General features: G+C 63.4%; 24 protein-coding genes and 1 tRNA gene. 6 read left to right on the forward strand and 19 right to left on the reverse strand.

Annotation, left to right across the window (positions count from 1 at the left end; genetic code table 11):
• Positions 1-16: 16 nt before the first annotated feature.
• Positions 17-988: an RluA family pseudouridine synthase gene (locus WV31_RS05485; protein WP_085375480.1), complete on the reverse strand. Its 972-nt coding sequence runs from the start codon at positions 986-988 to the stop codon at positions 17-19.
• 39 nt (positions 989-1,027) lie between these two features.
• Between WV31_RS05485 and WV31_RS05490 the strand changes: the two genes are divergently transcribed.
• The 4 genes from WV31_RS05490 (at position 1,028) to WV31_RS05505 (ending at position 2,836) form a co-directional block, all read left to right on the forward strand.
• Positions 1,028-1,357 (forward strand): hypothetical protein, encoded by a 330-nt coding sequence (locus tag WV31_RS05490; RefSeq protein ID WP_085372622.1) that lies wholly within the window; start codon positions 1,028-1,030, stop codon positions 1,355-1,357.
• A gap of 21 nt (positions 1,358-1,378) precedes the next feature.
• On the forward strand, positions 1,379-1,849 hold the full coding sequence (locus WV31_RS05495) for a M67 family metallopeptidase (RefSeq protein ID WP_085372623.1): 471 nt from the start codon (positions 1,379-1,381) through the stop codon (positions 1,847-1,849).
• Between the two features lie 21 nt (positions 1,850-1,870).
• A tRNA-Glu gene (locus WV31_RS05500) sits at positions 1,871-1,946 on the forward strand.
• A 689-nt stretch (positions 1,947-2,635) separates the two neighbouring features.
• On the forward strand, positions 2,636-2,836 hold the full coding sequence (locus WV31_RS05505) for a hypothetical protein (RefSeq protein ID WP_085372624.1): 201 nt from the start codon (positions 2,636-2,638) through the stop codon (positions 2,834-2,836).
• Between the two features lie 318 nt (positions 2,837-3,154).
• Here WV31_RS05505 and WV31_RS05510 read toward each other — a convergent pair whose 3' ends face one another.
• The 7 genes from WV31_RS05510 to WV31_RS05535 all read right to left on the reverse strand — a co-directional run bounded on the left by WV31_RS05510 (position 3,155) and on the right by WV31_RS05535 (position 7,410).
• Complete coding sequence (locus WV31_RS05510) at positions 3,155-3,361, reverse strand: hypothetical protein (protein ID WP_085372625.1); 207 nt, start codon at positions 3,359-3,361, stop codon at positions 3,155-3,157.
• 52 nt (positions 3,362-3,413) lie between these two features.
• Positions 3,414-3,668: a hypothetical protein gene (locus tag WV31_RS05515; RefSeq protein ID WP_085372626.1), complete on the reverse strand. Its 255-nt coding sequence runs from the start codon at positions 3,666-3,668 to the stop codon at positions 3,414-3,416.
• A gap of 13 nt (positions 3,669-3,681) precedes the next feature.
• Complete coding sequence (locus WV31_RS05520) at positions 3,682-3,924, reverse strand: hypothetical protein (RefSeq protein WP_085372627.1); 243 nt, start codon at positions 3,922-3,924, stop codon at positions 3,682-3,684.
• 367 nt (positions 3,925-4,291) lie between these two features.
• Complete coding sequence (locus WV31_RS05525; RefSeq protein WP_085372628.1) at positions 4,292-4,534, reverse strand: hypothetical protein; 243 nt, start codon at positions 4,532-4,534, stop codon at positions 4,292-4,294.
• 43 nt (positions 4,535-4,577) lie between these two features.
• Positions 4,578-4,751, reverse strand: coding sequence for a hypothetical protein (locus tag WV31_RS21975; protein ID WP_168185856.1), 174 nt, complete (start codon positions 4,749-4,751; stop codon positions 4,578-4,580).
• A gap of 443 nt (positions 4,752-5,194) precedes the next feature.
• Positions 5,195-5,542: a cupin domain-containing protein gene (locus tag WV31_RS05530; RefSeq protein ID WP_085372629.1), complete on the reverse strand. Its 348-nt coding sequence runs from the start codon at positions 5,540-5,542 to the stop codon at positions 5,195-5,197.
• On the reverse strand, positions 5,539-7,410 hold the full coding sequence (locus tag WV31_RS05535) for a sensor histidine kinase (RefSeq protein WP_085372630.1): 1,872 nt from the start codon (positions 7,408-7,410) through the stop codon (positions 5,539-5,541). The genes WV31_RS05530 and WV31_RS05535 overlap by 4 nt, the downstream gene beginning before the upstream one ends.
• Positions 7,411-7,550: 140 nt before the next feature.
• Between WV31_RS05535 and WV31_RS05540 the strand changes: the two genes are divergently transcribed.
• A complete protein-coding gene (locus tag WV31_RS05540) occupies positions 7,551-8,927 on the forward strand; it encodes a sigma-54-dependent transcriptional regulator (protein ID WP_085372631.1) in 1,377 nt (458 codons plus the stop codon).
• A 150-nt stretch (positions 8,928-9,077) separates the two neighbouring features.
• Here the strand turns inward: WV31_RS05540 and WV31_RS05545 are convergent, their stop codons facing one another.
• From WV31_RS05545 to WV31_RS05585, 9 genes are all read right to left on the reverse strand, one after another.
• The gene (locus tag WV31_RS05545) at positions 9,078-9,977 is read right to left on the reverse strand and encodes a chlorite dismutase family protein (protein WP_206072587.1); all 900 of its coding nucleotides are present in this window, start codon (positions 9,975-9,977) and stop codon (positions 9,078-9,080) included.
• A 37-nt stretch (positions 9,978-10,014) separates the two neighbouring features.
• Positions 10,015-10,596, reverse strand: a complete 582-nt coding sequence (locus WV31_RS05550) for a NapC/NirT family cytochrome c (protein ID WP_085372632.1) — start codon at positions 10,594-10,596, stop codon at positions 10,015-10,017.
• A 3-nt stretch (positions 10,597-10,599) separates the two neighbouring features.
• The gene (locus tag WV31_RS05555; RefSeq protein WP_085372633.1) at positions 10,600-11,280 is read right to left on the reverse strand and encodes a molecular chaperone TorD family protein; all 681 of its coding nucleotides are present in this window, start codon (positions 11,278-11,280) and stop codon (positions 10,600-10,602) included.
• On the reverse strand, positions 11,277-11,969 hold the full coding sequence (locus WV31_RS05560) for a cytochrome c family protein (RefSeq protein ID WP_085372634.1): 693 nt from the start codon (positions 11,967-11,969) through the stop codon (positions 11,277-11,279). Before WV31_RS05560 ends, WV31_RS05555 begins: the two co-directional genes overlap by 4 nt.
• 15 nt (positions 11,970-11,984) lie before the next feature.
• Positions 11,985-12,989 (reverse strand): 4Fe-4S dicluster domain-containing protein, encoded by a 1,005-nt coding sequence (locus WV31_RS05565; protein ID WP_206072588.1) that lies wholly within the window; start codon positions 12,987-12,989, stop codon positions 11,985-11,987.
• A gap of 75 nt (positions 12,990-13,064) precedes the next feature.
• Entirely contained in the window at positions 13,065-15,860 is a 2,796-nt protein-coding gene (locus WV31_RS05570) for a molybdopterin-dependent oxidoreductase (protein WP_085375483.1), read from the reverse strand.
• A 273-nt stretch (positions 15,861-16,133) separates the two neighbouring features.
• Positions 16,134-17,102, reverse strand: coding sequence for a GTP 3',8-cyclase MoaA (moaA, locus tag WV31_RS05575; protein WP_085372635.1), 969 nt, complete (start codon positions 17,100-17,102; stop codon positions 16,134-16,136).
• Positions 17,103-17,161: 59 nt separating this feature from the next.
• Positions 17,162-18,493, reverse strand: a complete 1,332-nt coding sequence (locus WV31_RS05580) for a cupin domain-containing protein (protein WP_085372636.1) — start codon at positions 18,491-18,493, stop codon at positions 17,162-17,164.
• A 287-nt stretch (positions 18,494-18,780) separates the two neighbouring features.
• Positions 18,781-18,981 (reverse strand): hypothetical protein, encoded by a 201-nt coding sequence (locus WV31_RS05585; protein ID WP_085372637.1) that lies wholly within the window; start codon positions 18,979-18,981, stop codon positions 18,781-18,783.
• A gap of 191 nt (positions 18,982-19,172) precedes the next feature.
• Here WV31_RS05585 and WV31_RS05590 point away from each other — a divergent pair, with 191 nt between their 5' ends.
• Positions 19,173-19,610 (forward strand): hypothetical protein, encoded by a 438-nt coding sequence (locus WV31_RS05590; RefSeq protein ID WP_085372638.1) that lies wholly within the window; start codon positions 19,173-19,175, stop codon positions 19,608-19,610.
• A gap of 191 nt (positions 19,611-19,801) precedes the next feature.
• On the opposite strand, the gene WV31_RS05595 is transcribed toward WV31_RS05590, so the two are convergent.
• Positions 19,802-22,804 carry a hypothetical protein gene (locus tag WV31_RS05595; protein ID WP_085372639.1) on the reverse strand — a complete coding sequence of 1,001 codons (3,003 nt, stop codon included), beginning with the start codon at positions 22,802-22,804 and terminating at the stop codon, positions 19,802-19,804.
• Positions 22,804-23,166, reverse strand: a complete 363-nt coding sequence (locus WV31_RS05600) for a hypothetical protein (RefSeq protein ID WP_145980758.1) — start codon at positions 23,164-23,166, stop codon at positions 22,804-22,806. Before WV31_RS05600 ends, WV31_RS05595 begins: the two co-directional genes overlap by 1 nt.
• Positions 23,167-23,255: the final 89 nt, after the last annotated feature.

Genomic DNA, 23,255 nt, shown 5'->3' on the forward strand with positions numbered 1-23,255 from the left:
CAAGTATAGGTGAATTTTATAGAACCTCTAAAATCTGGATCAATTCATTGATATCAAGTGGCATGCAGCTTTCGAAGTGGGCATCATATCCTTTAGTAGGATGGGAAAAACCAAGTAGGTAGGCATGAAGGGCCTGGCGCGGGAAACCGGTCACTGCCTCCCTCACCTCAGGTGGTAGGACCACTCGCCGGTTACCGCGAATGCGCCCATAGACGGAATCCCCGATCAGGGGGTGGCCGATGCTGGTCATATGGACGCGGATCTGATGGGTACGTCCCGTCGCCAGCCGGCATTCCACCAGACTGACGGCCCCGGCGGCGAAACTCTTCAGCACCCGGTAGCGGGTCAGGGCCGGCTTGCCGCCGGACTTGACCACGGCCATCTTCTTGCGGTCGTTGGGGTTGCGGCCGATATTGCCCTCGATCTCGCCCTGGCGGGGGCTGGGCGTGCCCCAGACCAGGGCCCAGTAGGCGCGCTCCAGGGTATGGGCGGCGAATTGGGCCGACAGGCCGCGATGGGCGGCGTCGGTCTTGGCGGCCACCAGCAGGCCGCTGGTGTCCTTGTCGATGCGATGCACGATGCCGGGGCGCCGCACGCCGCCGATGCCGGCCAGGGACTCGCCGCAATGGGCCAGCAGGGCGTTGACCAGGGTCTCGTCGGGATTGCCGGGGGCGGGGTGGACCACCATGCCCGGCGGCTTGTCGATGACGATGAGATCCTCGTCCTCGTAGACCACGTTGAGCGCGATATCCTGGGCTTCGGGCTCGGCGGGGGCGTCGGGGGGGACCTCGACGGCGAAGCGCTGGCCGGGTTTGACCCTCAGCGAGGCGTCGGATATGGTCGTGGCCTCCAGGCTGACCCGGCCGTCCTCGATCAGCGCCTTGATGCGGGTGCGCGACAGGTCCGGCAGGCGGGCCGCCAGCCAGCGGTCCAGCCGGGTACCGGCCTCCTCGGCCTCGACGGCGGCGGGGGAAAGGTGCTGGGTCACGGGACTGTCCATCCGCGAACAGGGATTGAAGCTGGGATTATGAAAGCGATCAAGGCGTTGGTGGTGTTCCTGGGGGTGCTGCTGCTGGCCGGTCTCGGCCTCCTCGGCTATGGGCTTTACAGCAAAGCGCCGATGAAGGGAACGCCCACGGCCCAGTCGGGCGGTTCCGTCCTTGCTCCGGTGGCGGAATTCGGCCAACTGGCCGTGCCGGTTCCGGCCGGATCGCGCATCGAGCAGATGGTGGTGGCGGGCGAGCGGGTTGTGCTGCGCCTGTCCGGCGGCGGGCCCGAGCGCATCCTGGTGCTCGACCCCGGCCAGGGCAAGGTGGCGGGCAGTTTCGCGCTGACCCCCGAGCCGGCCGTCCGCTAGAGGCGCGGGGGCAGCGGGCGCATGCTGGTCCTCTCGGCGCAACAGATGGCCGACATCGCCGCCGCCGCCGAATCCGCCTGGCCGGCCGAGGGCTGTGGCCTGCTGATCGGCAAGGGGCGGCGGGTGATCACCGTCACCCGGGTGATGAATGCCGACAATCTTTTGAAATCCCAAGGCAACGACCGCTTCGAGCTGGACCCGAAAATCCGCTTCGAGGCCGAGCGCCTGGTGCGCGGAACCAGGGAGCGGGTGTTGGGCCACTGGCACTCCCATCCCGACGGCAGCGCCCAACCCTCGGCCACCGATCTTGCCCAGGCCTGGGAGCCCGATCTGATCTGGCTGATCGTCGGAACCGCCGCCGATTCTGAGGGGCGCCCCCAAGCCGTCCAGATGCTTGCCCACCGCCTGGACCGGGACAGCGGGCGGGTCTTTCCCGTCCGCATGGAAACAGCGGAAAAAAGGGCTTGCCAGGCCGCCCGCTTTCCGACATAAAGCGGGCCTCGCGCCTCTTACGTCCCCATCGTCTAGAGGCCTAGGACACCGCCCTCTCACGGCGGTAACCGGGGTTCGAATCCCCGTGGGGACGCCAGCGATTTCAATGAGTTAGCCGAATTTGAAATGCCCAGTACCCAGTCTGGTGCCTAGTCGTATGGTCGCGGATTAGGCCGGATTGGCGTGGACTGCGCATGGCTAGATTGTTTCCGCCGTGGGTGTGACGCCCTGGCCAAATGAAGATCAACCTTACAGATGTGGGCCACGCAGATGTGCGTCGGTGCAGCGATGCCTGCCAGGACACCGCCGTCGTGGAGGTGGGCATCGCGGGATGAGCCATGGGAAGGGCAATAGTCCGTCACTATTCGTGGCTAGACACATCAATCGGCGCCCGAGCAGTGTTAACGCAGACCGATGACCTACATCATTGAGGTGGGCGATGGCCGGGGCGGAAGATGAGGGCTGTCCACTACGTAGCGCGCTAAAGGCGGTAGAGAGTTTCGATGAGCTCTGGCCGGGCCTGGGGTGTGCCATCCATGGGGAGTGTGACCACCGCAACCTTTGCGCAGAAGAGGCAATGGCCGTCATACAAAGAAACTCTGACCGAATGCCCTCCTCTGACGATTGATGCCGCTGATCACGGGGCGCGATCCCCACCCAGAAGTTGGATGCGCATCAATTCGTTTCAATTCGCTCCGACCTGGCGCCCTGAGATTTAACCGCCATTAACCAGCCACAATGTAGGGTCAGGTTCCTGGGGTTCCATCTGTCCAAAGATCGAAGGCCATGAACAACTCTTTGCTCGAACTCATCGCTGATGCCGTTGAAGCTGCCAAGGCTGGCGGCATGTCCCGCGCCATTGCGCTCGACTACGCAACCACGGCCATCCAGCAGACCGAGGCCGACATGCCCTATCTTGTTGCTCGCCGCATTGCCGAGGGGCTGCTGCCTGACGCTGGTGACGTTGAGTGCGGGATTGCCGCGTAGAGCAAGACTGGTGCCTATATATTAAGTAGGCAATAGAACGGGGGCACATTTACCCACAGAAGCTGTGGATAACTCTGTCGAAAATTCTCAATCCCGCTCTCTGATGCGCAGCAATCCGCGCCTGTCAGCTGTCTGCTCAGATCTTAAGCAGGCCGAATTTTCGCGGTTGCGAGCCTGTTGCAGTGCGAATGTTAAGCAAAGATTACTACGGCTTTGAGGCTGTGAATAACTGTGAAACACAGGCTGTAGCCGCAGATCATTTGCCTGAGCAGCTGGGCGGTAAATTACGGCTGTAAGGACGCAGCAATATATCTGGCGCTAGTTCACCCGATCATCCGGCCCAGGCTCTGAGCGCAGCAGTTCCGCAGCAGCAAGACTGATCTGGCTCCAGATGGACCAGCCCGCCATATCACCATTCGCCTTGAACGCCTGCGCCCGCTCGGCAGCATAGGACGAAGCTTCCTTGCGGTGACTGTGGATCAGCAGGGCGGCAGAGCGCCAGATGTCGGGATCGGTGATCAACATGCCCTCTATCCATTTCCGTAAACGCCTGCATAGGCGAGGCGCGTCCTGATCGTCACGGGACGGGTTTGTGGATCAACGCTTCAATGGCTATGGCGCAATCTTCAGCAGTGGTTCTAGGATCGACATGCAGCCCAGCACGAATCATCTCGGCCATATCACGCAATGCCTTCTCCCGTTCTTCGCGGGCGACGAAGCGGAGGGCCTGGGCGGTGATGCTCTGAATTGCGGTGATGGGCTCCTTCGCCGTTACCGCCTTATACACGCTCCACGCAAGCTCAATCCCGAGGTCATCAAACCTGTCTGCCATCAATATCTTCCTCTCAATCCACCATCCTCTTCCTGAGCAGATTGTCGCCCCGCAGCGTCTTACGCCACAGGTTGGGCGCAGTCTGGAATGCCAGCCCCTGAGCGACTGCATCGTCCTTTACCCATTGCGGCACATCCGAGGCCAGTTCCCAATCCTTGCTCGCCCCCATCAGCCACAGCAGAACGGCCTGCTCGGGCGTGAAGAGTGGGAGGTCGTCGTCGTCAAGCTCTTCGTAGTCGTTGTCGTTATCGCTCATCAGAATAGCCCCTTCAGTGAGGATCCTGCGGTTAGTCGTCTCCTCAGGTGGAAATCACCTAAACAGCAGCCACAGCGCAACGGCAATGAGCCCCAAAGCAGAGCAGGCTAAGGCAACGATCTGGTAACGCGTTCGGCGCTGCTTCTCGCGGAGAAGGCTTGACCGCCGTTGGGACTGGCGCCAGGATAGTCGGAAGGGCTTTTCATCCATCTGGCTAACCGGTGAACCGGCGCCAAGCCGCAAAGACCCCAATCGATATGGCCGTGAGGATCACCCGCTCACGGCGCCGCCGCTGCCGCATGGTCGGAGAAAGGGATGGGCGGGGCATTAGGGTAGTCATCGGAGGACTCAATTGGCCGTTGTGCTATCACGCGGAGGTCTTGACGGGCTGTTCAGTTCTGCGGCGGATCAAGCGTCCGACCCACACAATAATCAACCCGCCACCGATGAAGATCGAGCCCTCCATCAGGATTAGCGGTGCATACGCGGCCACAGAAGCATCTGCCAAGGTCGAAACGAGGGCGTAGCTGTAACTGACGGCGTTGTACGCCACCACTGCCCAGCCAAACAACCGGATGATGTTTCCAATAGATGGCGTTGTATCGATCATGGCTTCCCCCTATCAGTTCATGCTTTCCGTTCGTGCAGCGTGCTCATCCTCGCCGCCTCGGCGTCAGTTTCTCAGACGCCTGCATCAGCCGCTCCATCTCGGCCTCCTCGGCGGGCGATGGCCGCAGGTCCACCGGCAGGCGCATGGTGCTCAGGCGGCGGAACAGCTCCTCTACCGTGGGCCTTGGGGTGGCGGTTTTGTCGTCGTTGTTGGGCATGGCTTAGCCTCCTGTCAGGGGCACAATCATACCAAAAGCCCCCGCCTTGCGGCAGGGGCCTTGATCTCCACAGTGACCGGACCTGTCAGACCTCGACCCCGGGCCAGTCTGCAAGCCTTCCCAGATCGACGCCTAGCTTACCGGCCAGCATCGCCACCGCGTCATTGTGCAGCTCGAGGACGGCCTGATCGCCCTAGCTGATATACGAGCCACTGATTGTGCCGTAACGGCCAGGGCGTCGGTGGCGCTGCCGATGGCGCTGACGCAAATCTTCCGCTAGGTCTGCTCAGCGCCCTTGTCAGCCATCAACCAGCCAGAAAGCGTCAGGCGAAAGCGGCCATTGGGATGACGGCCTTGGATGTCGCTGATGATCCCGAGCCTGCTCGGCCCGTGCGGGGGCGGATACTTTTGTCTGGTTACACGGCACGGTGAATGACTTGAACTCAGGGCTCAGTCACCTCAAACCCAGCATCCGAAGGGGCAACGACCGAGGCGAATACAAACGGGACCGCGCCACGGTTGCGGGCGCCATGTGTCTGTCCAGGGGCCGCGATGGCCAGGTCGCCGGCCTTGATCATCCGGGTCTCGCCACCACCGAGCAGATATTCGGCCTCTCCCGAGATCACCACCCAGGTGTCCTGTCCGTGAGGATGGCGATGGGCTGCGATCTCCTGGCCGGGCAGCAGGTGCCAGACCACCAGGGCGGTCTGCTCCGACTGGGCGACCACCACCCGTTCGACCTGTTCGGGGTTGGGGTGGGTGTGCTCTTGGATGGAGACGATGCGGTTCATGGGATCTCCGTCATGGATTGTTCGGCCTGCCAGTGGGGCGAAACCAGGGGCAGGATCACCCGGGCGATGGTCCCTCCACTCGGATTGGGCTCCAGGTGCAATTCCCCGTCATGGCTCTTGACCAGACGGTGAACGATGGTGAGGCCGAGCCCGGTTCCCTTGGCCCGGGTGGTGAAGAAGGGTTCGAGAACCTTGCCGTGGATGCTGTCGGGGATTCCCGATCCGGTATCCGCGATGCTGACCTCGACGGCCGGTCGTGACTTGAACAGCGCCGACCTTGCCTCGATGGTCAGGTGTCCGCCCGGCTCCATGGCCTGAATGGCATTGGCCAGCAGGTTCTGGAACACCTGGATCAGCCGGGTGCGATCCCCCCACACCTTGGGCAGGGAATGGTGCCCATCGGTACATACCACGATGGACTGTTCGGTAATCTCCGGAAGCATGGAGACCGTCGCAACCTCGATGACGTCGTCCAGGTCGACCCAGTCGGGTTCAAGGCCGTTGGGGCGGGCGAAGTCCAGCATGTCCGTCAGGATGTTTTCCATGTAAGACACCTGGCGCAGAGCGATATCGCATCCATCGCTGAACTCGTCGGCAACGGCCCGGTGATGGTTGTCGAGAATCTTCAGGTTCATCTTCACCGAGGACAGCGCGTTGCGGATGTCGTGGGCGATCATGGTCGCCATGCGTCCCAAGGCCGCCTGCTCCTCGTTCTTGGCCGCATCCCGCAGGGCCTCGAGCATGCGCATCATGGCCCGGGCCAGAACGCCGAACTCATCACGGCGGCCACTGGCGGGCGATGTGATGTCGCGCTCGCCATCCCGGATGCGATCCGCGAGCAAGGTGAGTTCCTGAATGGGCTGGGTCAGGTACTTGGTGGCAAGGGCCAGGGCGAAGGCGACCATGCCGCCGACCACCAGGGCCATCACGGCCAGTTCCGTACGAAAACCAAGGATTTGATTGTCCATCTCGGTCAGCGAGGCGGCCCCTCCCACCACCAGGACCGGTGCGTTCGGCCGCAGCAGGGGATCGGCCAGCAACACCCGGTACAGCACCACCGCCATATGGGTTTCGGGGCTGTCGAAGCGCAATTGGGGGTCGCTGCCGTATGACCATTTCTGCCAGCGCTCCCCCAGCCTGAAATCCCTGATCATGGAGTTGGACCAAGTGATGGACTTGGTCTCCTGCTGCCCTGTGGGGCGGTAGAGGTATTCTCCGTCACGGTTGCCGATGAAGAAGGTGATATCGGTCCGCGGGCGTCCAAAACCGCCGACCAATGTGTCGAAATCGATGGCGATCACCAGGGCGCCTTCCACCCGGCCATCCTTGGTGGCGACGGGGGTGGCGGCGTAGATGACCCGCGCCTTCTGATCCACTTCGTCGCGGACATTGCGCACCATCACCTGTGACAGGGTGACATTGCCCGGCCAAAGCTTGACCGCTTCCTCGGCCATCATGACGAAATCGGATTCGACCGCAGCCCCGACTCCCTTGGCGCGCAGCCCCAGCTCCGTTTGCTCAACCGAGATGGTTGCCGCACCGGCCGTGTTCGGCTGCAGCAATATTCGGGTATAGGCGGGGCGCTTTTGCATCAGTCCCGCATATCGCTCGGTCAGTCTTCTGCGGGTTTCCGGGTCCTTGCTAGCCCCGGCCCCTCCCTCCTCGGCCAGGACCTGGAGGTCGCTTCTGACCATGTCGAGGGTATTGTAGATGATCCGCGACTCGCGATTGACGCTTTCGGAGAGGCGCTGGCGCGACAGGTCGTGAAGGGTGGCGGTCGTTCGAGACAGGGTGAACAGCGCAATGCCGGCAATGGCCAGCACCGAGATCAGATAGGTCAGGCCGAAAATTTTCCGCGATGTCTTCATGGAGCGCGCTGTCCCCTGCGGCTGCCGGCCATCTCGGCCCAAGCTTAATCTTCCCCACCGGACGGTGCTATGCTGTCTCGACGAGTTGGCCGGGTTATTGCAATTCCAATGCCGTCTTTCCTGCTGATCGCGAGTCCAATATGCCACACATCCTGCTCGTCGATGACGACCGCGCCATCTGCCGGACCCTGGACCTGCATTTCCAGCAGATCGAGTACACGGTCACCGTCGCGCATTCGGCCGAGGACGGCATCAACAAGGCTGAGGATGCTGACATCGACGTGGTGATTTCCGATGTCCGCCTGCCGGGAGCGGACGGCATGCAACTCCTTTCCTCCATCAAGACTCGGCGCCCGACCTTGCCGGTGATCATGATCACCGCCTTCCATGATTTCGAGACCACGGTGGCGGCCATGCAGGGGGGCGCTATCGATTATGTCCCCAAGCCCATCGACCTGGACGAACTGGATGCGGCGGTGGAGCGGGCCCTGTCGCAAGGCCGCTCCGGCGAGGGATTGGTGATCGGCACCGCCGCTGGAGCCGGAACCACACAGATCATCGGCCAGTCCTTCGTCATGAAGGAGGTTTTCAAGCGCATCGGGCTGGTGGCGCAAAGCCGCATAACGGTTCAGATCCTGGGCGAATCCGGCACCGGCAAGGAATTGGTGGCCCGCGCCGTCCACAACGCCAGCGCCGACCGTCATCACCCCTTCGTGGCCGTCAATTGCGCCGCCCTGGTGGAAACCTTGCTGGAAAGCGAGATGTTCGGCCACGAGCGCGGCGCCTTCACCGGCGCGGTCAGCGCCCACAAGGGAAAGGTGGAGCAGGTGGGCGAGGGCACCTTGTTCCTGGACGAAATCGCCGAGCTTTCGCCGCCCATGCAAAGCAAGCTTCTGCGTATCCTGGAAGAGCGCGAATACACCCCTGTCGGCGGGTCGCAGGTCAAGACCAGCAAGGCGCGCTTCATTACCGCCACCAATGTGGATCTCAAGGAAAGGGTGGCGTTGGGGCAGTTCCGCGAGGACCTCTATTATCGTCTGAACGTCGCCACTATCAATCTGCCGCCCCTGCGCGAACGGCGCGGCGACATTCCGCTTCTGACCGAATTCCTGTTGAAGAAGATCAACAAGGACCTGCGCAAGACCATCCGGCGGGTATCGGCCGAGGCTATCGCCTGCCTCGAGGACTATCACTGGCCCGGCAATGTGCGCGAACTGGAAAATGTCCTGATGAAGGCGGCGGTGCTTCAGCGCGGTGACGTCCTGACACCGGATTGCTTGCCGCCCGAACTTCGCCACCGCGTGCAGGCCGGGGAGGCCTCGGAGTCGGTCTGTTCCGGCACCCTGTGTTCGCTGCGGGAACTGGAACGCGACCATATCCGCCGTGTGCTGGCGGAGACCAATTGGCACAAGGGAAAGGCCTGCGACATCCTCGGCGTATCCCGCCCCAGGCTGGAGCGGAGGATCAAGGAGTTCGGCCTGGTCTCGCCGCGCGGCAAGAATGGTGACGACGACTGAACGAATCGTTCAATTCCACCGGCCCTCCATTTGAACGAAGCGTTCAGTCTTCAAAGACAAACCCGCCGGTCACGGGGGCAATCGTGACCGGCGGGCTCGGCTGTTCCGACCGTGGGAGGTTGGTGGGGAGTCCGGCCGGACAGCTACCGCCTACATCCCCGAAAGGGTCTTCACCACCGTCTCGAAGGGCAGGATGGTGCCCAGGATGGTCGGGCTGCCCCAGCGAACGTGGTACTTGTTCTCCGGCACCGAGGCCAGGGACAGCAGCAGGTTGTTGAAGGCCCCCAGATCGTTGGTCTCGAAATAGGTGATGAAGTCGGTGTCGTCGAGACCGGTGGAGTGATAGAGCTTGCGCTTGACGTTCACCAGATAGGGGAGCGTCGGCATGGTGTGGGTCTCCATCTCCTTCAGCCGCTGGGCGTCGGTCAGGTTCCACCACTCGGCATTCTTCTTGACCGGAATGACGATGGTGTAGCGGGGCGCGTCGCCGCTATAGGTGGCCGAGGACAGGCCGGCATTGAGGTCGGGCGACTTGTCCTTGGAGATGTAGTTCAGCGCCTTGGTGATGCCCACCAGGTTCTCGGTGACGTCGGCGTTCATGCCGAAGCGGGTGGCGCGGAAATCCACCAGGAAGGACTGGGTGGCCGCCATGTCCATGGAATGGACGCGCAGCAGGAAGTCGCTGTTGGCCTCGAAGCCACGGGTCAGATAGGCATCGACGATGACCTTGTCCTTATGCTTGTCCACCACCTTCATGACTTCGGCGGCGGCCATCTTGCGCTCGGCGGCAGGCAGCTTGGCGAAGTCGGCCCGTAGCTTGTAGGTGGAGAAGTTGCCGAACACCCCGGGCGAGGTCAGCAGCTTGGCCCGATCGGCCATCATCGGCGCCATGGGGGCCATGGGGGCCGTCTTCATGTCGGCCATGGGGGCGGCCTTCATGTCGCCGGGCTTGGCCATGCCCTGGGCGGCGGCGGTGCCGATGCCCACCGCCAGGGTCAGGGTCAGGGCCGTGCCGAGGGCCAGAAGGCGGCTGGTATTGAAGCTTTTCATAATGAACTCCCTCTCTTGTTGAACTTGGGATGGTTGATCACTTCGCCGCACCGGCCTCGTCCTCTTCGTAGAGCGAGGAGATGTCCTTGTGGGCGATGCCCTTGTGGCAATCGATGCAGGTCTTGCCCTTCTCGTCGGCGGAGCTGTGGCGCCGCCAGGCGGTGTTCTTCTGGGCATCCTTGGACATGGCCTCGAAGGAATGGCAGTTGCGGCATTCCCGCGAGCCGGTGGATCTCATGGTCGACCAGACGCGCTTGGCCAGTTCCAGGCGCTTGGCCTCGAATTTCTCGGGGGTGTCCACCGACCCCATGACCTTGTGGTAAAGCTCGCCCGAGGCCTGGATCTTGCGGATGATCTTGTAGACCCAGGGATGGGGCACGTGGCAGTCGGAGCACACCGCCCGCACACCGCTGCGGTTGGCGTAGTGAACGGTTCCCACGTACTCCTTGTAGACGGTGTCCTTCATCTCGTGGCACGAGATGCAGAAGCTCAGGGTATTGGTTGCCTCCATTGCGGTGTTGAAGCCGCCCCAGAAGATGATGCCGGCAATGAAGAACGCCGCGGCGGCGCCCAAAGGGGCCCCCAGCAGCATCCAACGGGGAAGCCTGGGCAGTCGCATGGTTCAGTGCTCCACCCGGGCGGCGGACGGCACCCGGGGGACCTGGCGCTGCATCAGGTCCAGGTCGCCGGCGACGTAGGTGCCCACCAGGCGACACATGGCCCGATAAAACCCGAAGGCCACCTTGTGTTCGGCGGTGGTCGCCAGGAGCGGCAGCCAACGTCCGAGATGCCGTTCGAGGAAGTCGCGCTGCGCCATAAGGTAGGGGGCTGGATCCTTCCCCGTCTCTTCGGCATCCGCCTGCTTGGCGGCCAGGAAAGCCATGAACTCAAGCTCGGCCGTCAGATGGTCCTCGGGGGCGTTGAGGTCGGCGGACACCGCCAGGCCGAAATTCTGATAGAAGGATTTGACTTCCAGCAGGATTTCGGCCCGCTCGGTGTCGCGGATATGAGCCCCTTCGTAAAGCGGGCAGGGCGACGACGGCGCGTCCAGTTCGAAGCTGCAGAGATAGGCGCTCTCCACCGCGTCGCAGTCAGTCCCCGACGGCACGGCCAGTTCTTCGGCCAGGGCCAGCACGGCGACGGCCGAACCGGGATAGACCTGGGAAATGGTGTCGCACAGCTCGGCCTGGAGCTGGCCGTCGATGATGTTCCGGCAGATCATCTCCTCGGGATAGGAGAAGGCTTCGGCCAGCAGGCCATAGGCTTCGGCGCGGAACGCGGCCATTCTGGGTTCGGGGATCATTCTCCACCCTCCTTGGCGTTCTTCTGGAATTCCGGGCGCAGCTTGTGCACGGGTTCGCCTGCGAAGACGCCGATCAGCTTGAAGTGGTCATGGACGCCCTTGGCCTTGCCGCCGGCCCGCACCGCCTTGTCGAAATCGAAGGCGTATTTGGAGTCGATAGCCGGGGTGAAGGGGCTGGCCACTTTGGTGGCGGCGCCATGGCATTTGGCGCAGGCCTTCTCGTAGTCGAAGCTCTGTCCCGCCTCGATCAGAACCTTGCGGTCGGTGGTGGCGCCGCCCTTCTTGAAGCGGCCCTCGGCATCGCCGTGCTCCTTCTTGAAGGCGCTGCCGGCGCCGTGGCAGGACTCGCAGCCCACCGCCGCCAGGGACTTGGCCTGGGCGGGCTGCATGGCGGGATCATAGCCACCCGGCTCGCCATAGCCGGTGGTGTGGCAGCCCAGGCAATTGGCGTCGGCGGTATAGTCCTTGGCCGGGTCCAGCTTGGCCTTGGCCTTGGCCTCGGGCCGGATTCCAGGCTTCAACAGATCGAAGGCCTTGGCGTGGCCGGTGGCCTGCCAGGATTCGGCCTGAAGGTCGTGGCACTTGCCGCAGACCTTGGTGCCTTCATAGATCGCCTTGTCGGCCGCGTGGGCGGCCGGCGCGAACAGCGCCAGCCCCACGGCCACAATGAACGGAAAGAGCTTTTTCATCGCAATGGCGCCTTATCAGGTCAGGGGAGAGATCATCATGTCGGCGCTGCGCACTCCGATCATGGTGTCCATCACTTCGGAGGGCATGCCGCTCATCTTGCGGCTGCGCTCGGACCGCAGCAGGGCCAAGGCCGAGCCGACCTCGCGTCCGAACAGCTGTTCGAGATAGGCCAGCGGGATTTTGGGCGTGTTGGTCAGGTTGCCCTGGGCGTCCTCGACCATGGGGCCGAAGGCCGGCGGAATGTAGAAGACGTTGGGCTTGGTGCCCTTCTCGGGGTAGAGCGGCAGGGCGACCTTGAAGACGTTGACCAGCTTGTGGACCGAGCTGTTCATGTCGTCGAGGAAGCCCACATGCATGGCGCGGCCGGCGCATTGGGCGACGCAGGCCGAGGCCACGCCCTTCTCGATGCGGGGATAGCAGCCGATGCACTTGTTGCCCTTGAGATCGGCCATGTTGAGGAAGGCCTTGCCGTAGGGGCAGGCTTCGACGCACGACCCGGTGCCCTTGCACTTGTCCAGGTTGATGACGTTGATGCCGTCCTGGACGCGACGGTAGATGGCGTCGTTGGGGCACGCTTCGAGACAGGCCGGCTGCGAGCAGTGATTGCACATGCGCGGCAGGAAGAAATAGTGGTTGTTGGGATATTCGCCGGCGCCCTGTTCCTCGTCCCAGTTGGGGGCGCTGTGGGGCGTCGGGCTGGGACGCGCCCGGTCGGCCTTGCCCTGGAACAGGCGGCCGTCATAATCGAATTCGAAGGGCACGCCGTAATCGGCGGCGCCGGGGCGCTTTCCCTTCTGCAATTCGCCGTCCTTGTAGCCGCCGCCCTTGGCCGTCCAGTTGCGGGGATAGCCCTGGCCCGGGGCGGTCTCGACGTTGCGCCAGTACATGAAGGCCTGGCCGGGATGGCCGGTCCACAGCCGCTTGCAGGCCACGGTGCAGGTCTGGCAGCCGATGCACTTGTTGAGGTCGACGACGAAGGCGATCTGCCGGCTGGGAACCGCCATTGCTTTGGTGGTCATGTCGGAACTCCTGTTTTCGGTCCCGCCGGGCCACGGTCAGGGCCCGGCGGCGGAATGTGTTGGATCGAGGTCAGGTCACAGCTGCTTGGTGACGGTTCCCGTGTACTTGCGCATCTCCACCCGCGTGTCGCGCTGGCTGCCGCCGGGGCCGTAGTAATTGGGCCTGAATAGCAGGTGGCCGTAATTGCCGACCAGATGGGTGGGGGTGATGCGGATGGGGCAGACGCTCTGGCTGCTGCCCTCGATCAGGTCCATGTAGAGCTCGGGCGTGTGGTACATGGAGATGCGGCCCGGCTGCTCGCCGTCCTTTACCTTGACCCGGACGATGACCTTGCCGTGATCGTTGAAGATCTCCGCCCAGTCGTTGTCCTTGAGGCCGCGGGCCTCGGCCTCGGCGCGGGGAATTTCCACCATGGGGCCGCCGCGCTGAAGCCGCAGCATCAGCGGATTGTCCTTGAAGGTGGAATGGATGGCGTGGCGCGAATGCGGCGTGTTGAAGCGCAGCGGATACTTGTCGGCGTCGATGGGCGCCTTGTAGACCGGCAGTTCGACCCCCAGGGAGAAGAACACCTCGTGGTCGATGTAGAACTGCTGGCGGCCGGTCAGCGTCGGCCAGGGGCGCTTGTTGACGGCGAAGAACTGGAACGGCGTGTAGGGCACCCCTTCCTTCATGGGCGAGGTCCAGTTGGCCTTGAAGCGCACCGGCTTCTCGCGAATCTGGTCCAGGGTGATGCCCTTGCTCTGGGGCGCGTTGTCCAGGATGAACTGGGCGGCGGCCTCGTCGGTATCGAGCTTGCCGTTGTCGGTGAACTGCGCCGACAGGGTGGCGAGATCGCGGTTCCACTTGAACTGCTCGTCGAAGAACGACTTGAAGCCCTTGGCGATGGCCGCTTCCTCGACCTTCTTGGTCAGTGCCTTGAAAATTTGCCAGTCGGTCTTGGATTCCCACATGGGAGCGATGGCCGGCTCGGTCATGTTGATGAAGGTGTGTTCCTCGGTGACGTTGAGGTCGGTCTTCTCGTACCAATGGGCCGAGGGCAGCACGATGTCCGAGTACAGCGCCTGGCTGTCCATGCGGATGTTGGCGGTAACGATCAGGTCCAGCTTGGGCCACAGGTTGCGGAGCACGTATTTCTGCCCCTTGGCCTGATTGAGGAAGTTGCCGCGATAGCAGATGAAGACTTTGGGGTCGCGCCCGTCGCGGGGGTAGATGGGCATCTGCTTGGTATCGAGGGACTGCTTCAGATACTTGCCGGTGTCGATGCCCACCTTCTCCATGCCGTCATAGGCTTCGCCGTGGACATAGGACCAGATGGTGGTCTGGCAGAAGCGCTGCTTGCCGGCGCCCTGCGGGAAGGACAGGGCGGCGACGCCGGGCACGAAGGTCGGCTTCCACTGGCCGATATAGTGATTGACGCCACCGCCATTCTTGCCCTCGTTGGCGGTCAGCGACGACAGGAAGTGGAACACCCGCATCAGGATGTCGGAGTAGTACCAGTGGCCGGTGCCGCCGCCGGTGATGATCATGGCCGGCTTGGCCATGGCGTATTCACGGCCCACCTGGACCACGGTCTTGGCGTTGACGCCGGTGATGGCCGCCACCTTCTCGGGGGTGTAATCGGCCATGATGCGGGCGCGGTAGAGCTCGTAGACCGGCTGGCATTCCACGGTCTTGCCGTTCAGCAGCTTGATCTTGAACTTGCCTTCCAGGGCCGGATCCAGGGCACCGAGGTCAAGGGTGCCGTCGGGGAAGGTCAGCGTGTTGCGGGCCAGGAAGGGGGGCTGCACCGTCGGCTTGACCTCGGGATCATCGCCCCAGCTGCCACGCATCAGCACCGGCATGCCGGTCTTCATGTCCCAGGCGTAGAACCGGTTCTTGGAGCCATCGGCCACCAGATCGGATTCGCGCAGGAACATCCTGGTGTCCGAGCGCACCAGAAGGGGCATGTCGGTCTGCTCCTTCAGGTTATGGGCGTCGAACAGCTTTTCCTTGATGATGACGTGGGCCATGCCCAGCGCCAGGGCCACGTCGGTGCCGGGCTTGGGGTGAACCCACAGATCGGCCTTGATGGTCGAGGCGTTGTAATCGGGCGCGATGCTGACGATCTTGGTGCCGTTCAACGACGCTTCGGCCAGGAAATGCGCGTCGGGAATGCGGGTCTGGGAGGGATTGGCGCCCCACAGGACGATATAGCGGGCATTGTACCAATCCGCCGCCTCGCTGGTGTCGCCCTGGACGCCGCAGGTCTGAGTCTGGCCGGGAGGCTGGTCGCCATACCAGTCGAAGAAGGTGTGGGTATGGGCGCCGATCAGGTGGGCGAAGCGGTGACCGCCCGAGAACGACACCGGCGCCACGGCCGGGACCGGCGAATAGACGCTGATGGCGTCGGGGCCTTCCATCTTGATGGTATCGACGATCTTGTCGGCGATCATGCCGAGCGCCTCGTCCCAGCTGGCCCGGCGCCACTTGCCCTCGCCGCGCTCGCCGACCCGGATCAGCGGATACTTCAGGCGGGTGGCGCTGTAGACGTAGTCGGTGGCGCATTCGCCCTTGTTACAGCCACGCGGATTGTACTCGGGCACGCCCTTCAGCATGGGAGCGTCCTTGGACTGCTCCTCACGCAGGATCACGCCGTTCTTCTGGTAGACGTAATGGGGGCAGGCACCGGTGCAGTTGATGAGGTGGGCGCCACGGGTCTTCTTGTCCCAGCTCCACTGGTCACGGTGAAACTGCTCCCAGCCGCTGTAGTCGAAATCCCGGCCGGGATCCGTGGCGGCCAGGGCGCGGAAGGAGAAAGTTCCGGCAAGCCCCACCCCCAGGGACGTGGCCCCGGCGGTCTTGAGGAATGAACGGCGTGAACGTTCGGCCATGATGCGCTCCTTGAGTCTTTGCCTCGAATCGGTCGGCATGCTGTTCTGGTGTCGGCGCTGGGCCGAGCAATGTCCGGACAGAAGCGCAAAGCCCATGCCAGAAGGGGCAAAGACCCGATTTCGCAGTAGCCTCACGAATTTTCCGGGTATTGCAGGATCTGCTAATTGATCTGGATCAGAAGTGGCGGGGTACCACTCAAACGCTTCGTTCAATTGTCATCGGCTCAATTGAACGAAATGATCATCCTGCACCTGCGAAGAATAAGCTGCGGATCAGCCGCCGGTCATGCTCATGGGGCGCGACTGACGCAGATGGGCAAAGTCGTGGCCCAGGGCCTTGCCGGCGACGGCGTCATCAATGACGTCTTCCAGCATGGCGCCGGTGGAATCCGCTCTGAGAGCAGCCCCCAGATTGAAGCCGTCGTCCCGTCCCAGGCAGGGATAGACCATGCCGGTACAGGTCAGCCGCATGCGGTCGCAACTGCCGCAGAAACCATGACTGAGCGGGGTGATGAAGCCGATCCGTCTACCGGTTTCCGCCACATCCACATAGCGGGCGGGACCGCTGGTGCGGTGACCCGAGTCGGTCAGCGTCCAGCGTTGCGCAAGCTCGTCTCGCAGCCGGGGCAGCGATAATGACGGCCCGATGCTTGCGCCTCCGCCCATGGGCATGGCTTCGATCAGACAGAGATCGAGGCCGAGGCCGCCACACCAGCCGATCAGGCGGTCCCATTCCCTGGGCGGCTGTCCCTCCAGCGCCACGGCGTTGACCTTGACGGCCAGTCCGGCCTTGCGCGCGGCAATGATACCCTCGATGACCGTCTCGACCCTGCCGCCTCGGGTCAGCAGGCGAAAGCGGTCGGGGTCAAGGGTGTCGAGGGATACATTGACCCGGCGCATGCCGGCCTGCGCCAGCAATGACGCGTACCGCGCCAGCTGAGTGCCGTTGGTGGTCAGGGTCAGTTCGTCGAGCCCATTCTGTCCGATCAGCGATCCTAAATCGGCCACGAGGCTGATGATGTTGCGCCGCACCAGCGGCTCTCCCCCGGTCAGGCGGATTTTGCGCACGCCACGGGCGATGAAGGCGCGGCAGATTCTGGCCAGTTCCTCAAGGGTCAGCACATCCCGCCGCGGCAGAAACTCGGGATCTTCGGCCATGCAGTACAGGCAGCGGAGATTGCAGCGGTCGGTCACCGAGACCCGCAGATAGGAAATCTTCCGTCCGTGACGATCCATCAACATCGGCCTGCTCCCGTGGCATCAGGCATGGCGCCTGATCTCGGGATGGAGCAAGAACCGTGCTAGTTCTCGCCCGGCTCGACCCCGGCATCGGCCGGGGTGACCGTGGAGACGAAAATGAAGGGGGAGGTTCCGGTGTTGCGGGCACCATGCACCTGCCCGGTGGTGGCGATGGCGATGTCGCCGGTCTTGATCTTACGGCTCTTGCCGCCACCCATCAGGTAATCGGCCTCGCCCGCCAGCACCACCCAGGTGTCCTGTCCTTCGGGATGGCGATGCGGCTCGAGCCCCTGTCCCGGCAAGACATGCCAGCCGGTGACCACGGCATGCTCCGTTTGGCTGATGACATGGCGCCGGACCATCTTGGCATCGGGCTTGGCGAAATCCTCGACGGTGTAGACCCTGTTCGTTGTTCCGTCCTTTCGAACGGCAGCGGGTTCGTAAACCTTGCGGATGCCATCGGGCGTACCGCCGACCCGCGCTCCGGGAAGGCTGGCGACCAGGGCGCGGGCATGGGAGACCGCCGAATGGACGTCCGATGGAGTCATGCCGGTCTGGGGCGGGGCCAGCACGGTGGGAATCGTAACCCCGGTCTTTGCCTTGATCGCGGAAATTTCGGCCAATACGGTCCCCAGGAGGTCCATGACATGGGCCGGCTTGATGGTTCCGTTCCGGCGTTCGGGGAGGACGACCCCCATGGGGATGACCAGATTCGGGTTGCTCTCGGTTAGCACCTTGATGTCTACCAGCAGGCCGATGGCGTTGTCGTAGGTATCCACCGGTCGCCGGGCCGGAATGACCGGCGGCGGAGGCACCGGCGCGGTAACGCCCAGAGACGACCTCACGAGTTCCAGATCATTGACGATAGAAAGCGCAATCCGCATGACGTCATTGGGAGATGTCGCCGGCAGTCCCAGGCCATCCACCTGCAGCTCCGCCCGGCGCAGTGCCGCGAAATTATCGGTCGGCCCCATTTCCCGCGATGGCCGGGTCATCTTGGCAACCGGAGGGTTGCCGAAGATCGGCCGCAAATCCTTCAAGCCCAGCAGCATCTTCTCGACGAAGAACTTGACGTCGTCGGGCTGGACCTCGCGCACCGCTATTTCAGGCACCGGCTGGAGCGGCAGTCCATTGAGCTGGCGGACGGCCTGAATCTTCAAAAGCACCTCGCGGGCTTTCTGCAGGACGTGGCGGGGCAGCCGTTCCGTCAGGGGCGGCGCCTGGGGATCCACCGCCGGCATGGTGCCATTCGCATCATGGAAAGCCGCGAGTTGGGCGTTGACGGCTTCGATGGCCTGGTAGGTGTCGGCGGGAGTCGCTGCCTCGCCGGCTGCAGTGCCAGCGATAAGGAGCAATAACGCCCCGATCCAAATCCGAATACGGCAGCCCGACATATCTAGTTCCCACGTCAGCCGCCGTCCCCCGTCGCGATCACGAGGTTAGGCGAAATCTCAGCCCCGGCCAAATCGCTTTATAGCAGAGAAAGCGAGTTGGGGCGGACCGTCTTTGATCTCTGCAAATTTGACGCCAAGTGCCGGGGCGGTCGTCCCCCGATGGGCGGCTAAAACCACACGTCCAATACCGTAGTCAGCAACTGGGGATGGGAATCCGAAACACTGATCGACAGCAGTGTCCGCTTACGCAGTCTTGGATCCAAATTCTGCCCGGCCGCTTTCGGCCCTTAGCCGATACCCGTATTGACGATCAGAACGATGCCTCCATCGGGTCCGCTGATCTCGCTGTTCCGCAACTTGGGGCGAACATAGGGCGCGATGTCGGCCAGCACCTTGGCGCGAAGATCGACCGGGGTATCGGGAGCCTGGGCCAGCAGGGCAAGTTCCACCACCGGGTCGAAGTCGGCGCCCACTTTCTCGGCCAGCATGGCCGCAAGCTCGCTGGTCCGCTTGTTCGGCGTTCCAGGCTTGCGCCCACCGCGCCGCTCTCCAGGCTTCGATCCTCTCGGCACCGCTACTCTCCACTAACTAAGCTATGATATAACATATCACTTTCGGGGCGGGGCATCATCAACATATTGCGACAATGCCAGCGTTCACTCGCTATTTGATGCGTCACATGCAACAGGTAGCCAGGCGCCATCTGACCGAGAGCCAACGCGCCGCCATCGCGGCCAAGCTGGCGAACATGCAGCAGGGGGCGCGGACGGATTTGGAACCTTCTGCAAATTTGCAGAGCACAAGCCGCGCCGATGCCGCCGCCATGCTCAACGTGTCCGAGCGCAGCGTCAACGCGGCCAAGAAGGTCCAGAAGGCCGATCCAGCCCTGTTCGCCAAGGTCGAGAGCGGCGAGGTCGCGGTATCGAGTGCCGAGAGGACGGTGCGGGTGGCGCGGCCATTGACGAGGAGGTGCTGGCCGAGGCTGCGAAAATCAGGTCTGCGGGGTCATCTGACCATTTTTGCGGGGTCATTTGCGGGGTCAACCCGCACCTCAAACCCGCGGAAAACTGCCATTTGCGGGGTCGTGCGGGGTCAAATCGGCCATTCCCATCTCTAAGTCACCGATTTTATTTGGTGATACTCCCGCTTATAAAAAAAATACACCCACGAAAAGAGGAAAATGACCCCGCAGACCCCGCAAATCTTCAAAAAACCGCAGTTTTCTGCGGGTTTCGGGCGCGGGGTCGCGCTCACATCTGACCCCGCATGACCCCGCACGACCCCGCACGACCCCGCACGACCCCCGCATTACACCCGAGCCACCCGCCATTCCGCCACTTTCAAATGCGCGTTTTCGCGCTGCTCGAGGCGCAATCCATCGACGATCTCGCGCCGGTGGTTTCCCAGATACGCGCTGATCATGCGGCTGGCCGCACCGCCGATTTTTCCTCGGGTAAGCTCTGCCAGCACGCCTCGTAGATGGCGAGCGGCACTTACTTTCTCGGTGTCAGCGGCCTCGGCCTGGGCATCGGCATCGGCATAGGCCGCGTGCCATTTAAAGCTCGCCGCTTCACTTACCCTGTCCTCGAGGTCACGGACTAGCACCCACTCGTCGCCAAGCACGCCGTGCCAGGCTGCCAGGAAGGCGCGTAGCTCCGAACGCTGCCCATCGTCGGCGGCCAGATCAAGCTGACTGGCCAGTGGATCGGCCATGCCGAGCCAGACCAGGCAGGCCGGAACCACGGACGCCCAAGTCTCGTAGGATCCCAGCGTCAGGGCGCACGGGTTGGGCTTGCCGGCTAGAATGAAGGCGCGCAGGACCGTGAACACGTCGGCCAGAAGCCGCTGGCGGTGCTGCATGACGTACCCGACCAGATCGACGATACCGAAATGCTGGTCCTCGGGTCGCTCCAGGCCCGAGTCGATCACCACCCGGAGCCACCGCCGGGCCGCGTCGGCCCTGGCCGCCAGATTGTTTCCAGTCGCTGCCATCAGTACCCGCGTCGGCAGCCCACCAGCCATGGTCGACTCCCCCAGCACACGATCGTCCCAACTCGTCATCGTCATCATGGCGTCGAGCGGGCCGCCGCCAACGGGCGCCAGCAAGTTGTCCAGGCACAGGCTCGTCGTGCCCCGGAGCAACTGCGCCGTCAGCTGCTTGCGCTGTTCGGCCTCGCTGAAATCCTTCTCGGGCGCGACCATTGAAGGCGCGCGACCATAGAGCAGGGCGTTGGCCGCCCGCACGGCCAAGGTTTTGCCCGAACCGCGCTTGTGTGCCGAGACGATGAGCCCAGGCGCCAGGTCAATTACCTGGCGGATGGCCCCGGTCAGGACGTAGGCGGCCAAAACCGAGCGTCCAACTTCGGCGTCCGCAAACACAAATTCGCTGAAAGGCGCCAGCACCCGCTCCATGGCCGCCACGGCGTCGCCACGACTGGGCTGTGCTGGTACCTCCAGCGGCGGTGCGCTTCCCGAATAGAACAGCCCCGACACAGGGTCATAGCCGGTGCTGCCGTGGATCTCCCCGGTCTCCAGGCGCAGCACCGGGACATCAGTGATGCCGACCAGCGGGGGAACACTCCAATGGCCGACGTTTGACGCCAGCTTGCGGACGATGTCGGGTGGCGGGTCAATCGTCCGCTCGCCGTCTTCACGGCTCGGCTGCACCCAGGTGGCGGCCTCGGCCAGGCGCAGGCTCAGGTCGGCGTCACTCATGGCAACGATGCGGTGGTCACTGTCGATGCCGGACTTCGCCATGCGTACCAAGGCGCCACCGCGCTCGAACGCGATCGGCGGGGTCTGTGCCGCCAGCGCCTCGTCGGCGGCCTTCACTGCCGCAAGGGCGCCGCCAGCCCGCACCCGGATCACCGGCTTGCCTGCGGCATGGGCTTGGTCATCGAGGTCCGCCACATCCGCACTGGACGCGGCCTCCTCTGCCGCCTTCAACGTCGCCGTCATGGCGCGCACGCCGACACCGGACTGCCGCGCGGCCCGCTTGATCAGCGCTTCGCGCTCAACCGGGGACAGTTTGAGTGTACCCGCCATGGCTTCCAGGGCAGAGGCGGCATCAGTGCCGGCGCCGTCCAGCGTAGCACCGGCCGACGCCGCGTCGTGCCACAGGCGATAGTACACGCCGCCGTGAGCGAAGGAGTTGATCGCCACCCGACTGCTAGCGGCGAATACCTTGGCCTTACAGCGGCCGTAGACTACGCCCTCGACCGGATCGGCGAGCGTCTCGCCGTCGAAGCGGTCGGGATCCGCCAGCACCTCGGCCACAGTCACAACGCCAATTTCGCTGTCGTCGAACTCCAGCACGTCGGCGCCCGTAAGATCTCCTACAAGACGATTGTCGATGATGCGCGTGGCGGCCTTGGCCGACACGCCACGCGCCACCAGGCGGTCCACCTCGCGCCCCTTGTACACCGTCCTGACCCTACGGGCTTCAGGTTCGGCTGCGGCCTTAGCGTCGGCCAGCAGACGGCGGTATTCGACAGCCTCCGCCGGAGCCAGATCGGCCAACTGCTTGCTGTCCACGATGTCACCGTCCAGGTGAACGGCCCGCCGCACCTCGGCATCCTGGGCCAGGCCGTAGCCTAAAGTAGGCGCCCCCTCAAAAATCAGACGCTCAGGCGCCCAAACGCTCGTATCGACAACGCTACGCTCAAGCGGCGTGCCGGACGCGCTTACCCAGAACCAGCCGAGGCCGGCGAGCCAGCATCGCTGGTGCAACACCTCCAGGAACCGTTTGGCGTCTGAGCCGTCACGCAGGGCCAGATAGACATGAACCCCACCGCTGTCGGGGAAGCGGTGACCGTCGGCGGTGCGGATCAGGCCGGAACTGGTCGATGCCCGCTGGACCGTACCTGCAGCGGCAAGGGCCGGAAACACGAATTGCAGGCCCGACCAGAAGCCACCCAGGTCGTCCAGGCGCTGCTTCACAGCGGCCGGCATGCCCTTGCGGTCGAAGTCGAGCAACACAAACGCCGGTTCGCCGGGACGATAGTCGAAGGCGTCCCTGGTGCGGGCGACAGCGCCACTGGAGGGCCGCTTCCGAGTACAGACCATTACGGTGTCGCCCTCGGCGACAAGGGTGCCGGTGCCCAGAGCCTGCTCGCTGGTTGTGCTGTTGATCAATTCGGCCAGGCCGCTGAAAAGTTCGCCGTTGGCAAGGCACACCCGTTTGGCGGCACCCGACTGCATGAAGCAGGCGCTGCCGTCGCTGCTGACGGTGCCATCAGCGGCAAGGGTAACCTCCTTGGTCAGCGGGCCGCCGTCCTTGGAAAACAGGGTGAGTTCGACCGCGACGCCCATCACGCGCACTCCCCCGACCGGAGTTCGATCACGCACGGCAGCCAGGTCAACCGCCGATAGTCCTCAAACGGGCGAGTGTCTTTCACCACCGGCAGCCTCGGGACCACCCTGCCATAGGCCAGCAGGTAGGTGGGCGGCGGCACCGGGGTGAAGCTGATGCGACCTGCGGCATGCAACTCGCCCAACGCCTCCACGCCTTCATCGGACGTGCCCGGCCAGATGGTGACCAGACTGGCCCCGTAGGTCATGGCACCGTCGCCACCGACAACGGGAACTGCGGAGATCAGTTCGTCGAAAGTCAAGGCGCCACCGGCGTCAGCCAGGGCCTCCAAGATGACTTGTTGAGTGTCTCTGGTAATCATCGGGTACTCCATCTTAGGGAGCCGGCGTCGTCTCGACGCTGGCGGGGGAGGCCCGGCAGGCTTGAACGGAACAAGGTGGCGGTGTATAA

The sequence above is a fragment of the Magnetospirillum sp. ME-1 genome (genome assembly GCF_002105535.1).
Lineage (GTDB): Bacteria > Pseudomonadota > Alphaproteobacteria > Rhodospirillales > Magnetospirillaceae > Phaeospirillum.